4 protein-coding genes and 1 tRNA gene are annotated in these 4,186 nt (G+C 43.5%); 2 read left to right on the top strand and 3 right to left on the bottom strand.

Annotated features, from left to right (window positions below; genetic code table 11):
• Positions 1–191: 191 nt before the first annotated feature.
• The 3 genes from Q0J48_RS06635 to rlmD all read right to left on the bottom strand — a co-directional run bounded on the left by Q0J48_RS06635 (position 192) and on the right by rlmD (position 2,113).
• On the bottom strand, positions 192–647 hold the full coding sequence (locus tag Q0J48_RS06635; protein WP_296242707.1) for a hypothetical protein: 456 nt from the start codon (positions 645–647) through the stop codon (positions 192–194).
• Positions 648–702: 55 nt separating this feature from the next.
• Positions 703–788: transfer RNA gene (locus Q0J48_RS06630), tRNA-Leu, on the bottom strand.
• 26 nt (positions 789–814) lie between these two features.
• Positions 815–2,113, bottom strand: a complete 1,299-nt coding sequence (gene rlmD / locus Q0J48_RS06625) for a 23S rRNA (uracil(1939)-C(5))-methyltransferase RlmD (protein WP_296242706.1) — start codon at positions 2,111–2,113, stop codon at positions 815–817.
• Positions 2,114–2,220: 107 nt separating this feature from the next.
• Between rlmD and Q0J48_RS06620 the strand changes: the two genes are divergently transcribed.
• Positions 2,221–2,667, top strand: a complete 447-nt coding sequence (locus tag Q0J48_RS06620; RefSeq protein ID WP_296242705.1) for a MarR family transcriptional regulator — start codon at positions 2,221–2,223, stop codon at positions 2,665–2,667.
• Between the two features lies 1 nt (position 2,668).
• Positions 2,669–4,186: ABC transporter ATP-binding protein (locus Q0J48_RS06615; protein WP_296242704.1), on the top strand; the 1,518-nt coding region annotated here is incomplete at its 3' end.

Here is a 4,186-nt window from a genome sequence, read left to right as displayed (position 1 = left end):
ACAGGATACTCCACATGAATCGTAAGTTCTTGCGCAAAGACCGGAAGCCCCTGCATCAAGATCATGATCACCCCTAATAAGATCCCCAAAATTTTTTGAATGGATTTTCGTATCATTCTCTCCTCCTTCTTCCTTAAACGACTACCTAGTAATAGATACGATAAAAATCCAAAAAAAATAAAAGATCCAAATCATTTCTGATCTGGATCTTCAGCAGTTGAACTTTCACTGTTTGATTCTTCTTTTGTTTGCGGCTCCTGTTCTTTTTCAGGAGCTGCACTTTCACTCTCGGTTGTTTCTTCCGTTTTTGAAGGGACTTCTTTGGGTTCCTCTGAGGCCGATGTTTCTTCTTGTTTTTCGGGCTCGGTTTTCTCTTCTTCCTGGCTTGCCGCTATTTCAAATTCCTCACGGATCCCCTGCAGCATCTGAACGATCACCCCTAAAGCATAAAAGATCAATGCCATGCAGAAAGGAGTAAAAGCACTGGAAATCAAACTAGTAAAGATTTCCGTGATCGGTGCCTGTGAACTATAGGCCGCATAATAGGTTGTAATGGAATCATAGCTGTAGAACAGCGTATATCCCATATAAGCCAACGCTACAACAGAGAAAACATAAAGGACTTGTGGTAATCGATTGTTTTTCATAAACATCCTCTTCCTTTCAAAATAGCCGCCTCTAGGCGGCTACTCTCAATCACTATGGTGAGGCCGATGAGACTTGAACTCACACGGGCTATGCCCACTACCCCCTCAAAGTAGCGTGTCTGCCGATTCCACCACGGCCTCATGTGTTCCTTATTATAGCGAACTTTTTATCGTTTGACAAATAAAGATACACATTCTAAACCCGCTGTCTGACAAAACATATCAACTGGCTGTACTCTTTGACAAGCATATCCCGCTTCCTGCAATCGTTTGGCATCGCGAACCAGAGTGTTCGGATTGCACGAGATATAGATGATCTTATCGGGATCAAAACTTTGAATGTGTTCTGTGGCTTCTATACTGAGCCCTTTTCGCGGGGGATCCACAAAGAGCACATCGGTCTTTTGGGCATGTTTCCGCGCATAGACCCCGGCATCTTCGCAGACAAATTCAACGTTGTCCAAATGATTGCGCAACGCATTTCTTTTCGCATCTTGAACGGCTTCTTCCACGATCTCGACCCCAATCACGCTTTGTACATGCCGGCTGACCAGACAGCTGATTGTTCCGGTCCCTGAATAGAGATCCACCACATGCATGAAGTCTTGCAGATCTGCCAGATCGATGGCGGTTTGATATAAGACTTCCATCATGACCGGATTGACTTGGTAGAATGATTTAAAATGGACATCCATCTGCAGTCCCCTACATTCCTGGACCAGAAAATCCGTTCCATATAATACTTCATAAGTTTCCCCTAAGATCACATTATCCTTACGGGTATTTTTATTAAAGACAATGGAGACGATCTGAGGAAGCGTAGCGACCAGTTCCTGCGACAAGGTTTGAAATCGATTCTCCGAACCGATCCATACGATCTGGATCTTATTATTGCGATTGGACCGAATCAAAACATGGCGCAAACCGGCTGCCGCTTCAGGCTGGATCTTTTGTCGAATCGTTTGATAAACATGATTGATTGCATCCGATTGGATCATACACTTAGGACAATTGATCACATCGTGAGAATGGGGACGGTAAAACCCCATCTGGACCTTTCCCTCTTTGACTTGCACGGGAAACTGGGCCTTATTTCGATAGGCATAGGGATCTTGCGGGAAAAACGGAAATTCCACTTTGATGGGCAGATGGGCGCGATCAAACAAGCTTTGTACATAATCTTGTTTGACTTTTAAGGAAGCCGAGTACTCCATATGTAAAAATGCACAGCCTCCACACTTGCCAAAGGCCGGACAAACAGGCTCTTGACGATGGGCAGAAAAAGTATAGCGCTCTTCGATTTTTCCAAACGCGTACCGCGATAACACTTTGAGGATCCGAATCTTCGCTTTTTCGCCTGGAAGCAACCCAAAAACAAAGGCTGTCATAGAATCGATATGGACAATTCCATAGCCTTGATTGGTGATATCTTCACAGATCACGGGATAGAGTTCGTTTTTTTGCATAGCCGTATTGTATCTTTTTTTTTAATGGTTGACAATATGAACAAATGACCTATAATTGTATAGCAAACTATATTTTTATATAGCATGCTATGGTATAGGAGGTGCGCATGGACAAGAGAAAATATGGCTACGGTTTCTACTTTAAATGCATCGAATCCGCTATCGAAAAAAACATGAACGAGACCCTGAAAGTCTTTGACTTAACGGCCTCGCAAGAAAAAGTTCTGCGTTTTTTACGATGGACCAAATTGGAAAAGGTTTCTCAAAAAGACATTGAGGAATTCTATCACATTTCCAACCCGACAGTGACCGGGATCTTGAATCGCTTAGAACAAAAAGGATATATTCGACGGATCCAAAGTCAAAAAGACAAACGCGTCCACTATATCGAAGCGACGGAAAAAGCGATGGAATTTCAAAAAGTCGTCAACAAAAATGTTCGCGATTTTGAATCCAAGATCTCCGGCAATTTGACAGCCCAAGAACAAGAAACATTGTTCGTCTTATTAGAAAAAGTAGCCAAGAATCTAATAATGGATAAGGAGGAAGAATAACATGGTGAAAACATTGATGGGACAAATCAAAGAATACAAGATCAACACGATCAAGTCCCCCCTTTATGTCATTATCGAAGTTATCATGGAAGTCCTGATTCCCTATTTGATGTCGGTTTTGGTCGACCGCGGCATCGAAGAAGGAAACATGGATATTGTTTGGAAAATCGGCGGAATCATGATCGTTTGTGCCTTTATCGGACTTTGGGCCGGAGCACAAAGCGGAAAACATGCCGCCATTGCCAGCAGCGGTTTCGCAAAGAATCTGCGAAAAGCAGAATATGAAAACATTCAAAAATTTGCCTTCAGCAACATCGATCAATATTCAACCGGTGGTTTGATCACGCGTATGATGACCGATGTGACCAACGTACAGATGGCCTTTCAGATGATCATCCGCATCTGTGTGCGTGCTCCGTTTATGCTGGTGGCTGCTCTGAGCATGTGCTTCTTTATCAATTTCCAATTATCATTGGTTTTCATCGTCGTGATCATCTTTTTGGGAATTGCTCTGTTTGCGGTCAGCTTTGTCGTTCACCCTGTATTTGAAAAGATGTTTCGCAAATACGATGCATTGAACGCATCCGTACAAGAAAACATCAGCGGGATCCGTGTGGTCAAAGCGTATGTCCGCGGTAAATTTGAAACGAATAAATTCCACAAAGAAAGTGGCGATATCTACAACATTCAGATGAAGGCCGAAAAGATCTTGATCTGGAACATGCCGCTGATGCAGATGAGCATGTATGGTGCCATCTTGATGATCTCCTGGTTTGGAGCGCATATGATCGTCGGTTCATCTTTGACCACTGGGGAATTGATGTCATTATTCACTTACACCGCAAATATTTTGATGTCTTTGATGATGTTTAGTATGGTCTTTGTCATGGTTGTCATGTCGATTGCCAGCGGTGAACGTATTGCCCAAGTCATCAATCAGAAAAGCGATCTGGTTTCTCCTGAAAACGGGATCAAGGAAATCAAGAACGGTCAGATCGACTTTGAAGACGTCTATTTTGAATACACAAACATTCAAGATGAAGCCAACTATGTCCTAGACAATATTGACCTGCACATCCCAAGCGGCTCTACTTTAGGGATCCTGGGAGCAACCGGATCGGCAAAATCCAGTTTGGTTCAGCTGATCCCAAGACTCTATGATGTCACGGGAGGAAGCGTCAAAGTCGCCGGAATCGATGTCCGTGACTATGATCTGGAAAGTCTTCGCAACAGTGTTGCCATGGTTCTTCAGAAAAACGTCTTGTTCTCGGGAACCATCAAAGAAAACATGCGCTGGGGAGATCCCAATGCCACAGATGAAGAGATCGAAGAAGCATGTAAATTGGCACAGGCCGATGAATTCATCCAGAAGATGCCCGATAAATACGATACTTATATTGAACAAGGAGGAACCAACGTTTCCGGCGGTCAGCGTCAAAGACTTTGTATCGCCCGTGCGTTGTTGAAAAAACCAAAGATTTTGATCCTGGATGATTCGACCAGCGCCGTCGACACGAAA

Origin of the sequence: uncultured Faecalicoccus sp. (genome assembly GCF_944325745.1) — a bacterium.
Classification (GTDB): domain Bacteria; phylum Bacillota_I; class Bacilli_A; order Erysipelotrichales; family Erysipelotrichaceae; genus Faecalicoccus.
The sequence above is the reverse complement of the archived record's forward strand: the minus strand, read 5'-3'. Positions and strand labels throughout refer to the sequence as shown.

Excerpts from the sequence above, each read along its gene's own strand:
- Q0J48_RS06635 (WP_296242707.1), bottom strand. The coding sequence starts at position 647 with ATGAAAAACAATCGATTACCACAAGTCCTTTATGTTTTCTCTGTTGTA.
- rlmD (WP_296242706.1), bottom strand. The coding sequence starts at position 2,113 with ATGCAAAAAAACGAACTCTATCCCGTGATCTGTGAAGATATCACCAAT.
- Q0J48_RS06620 (WP_296242705.1), top strand. The coding sequence starts at position 2,221 with ATGGACAAGAGAAAATATGGCTACGGTTTCTACTTTAAATGCATCGAA.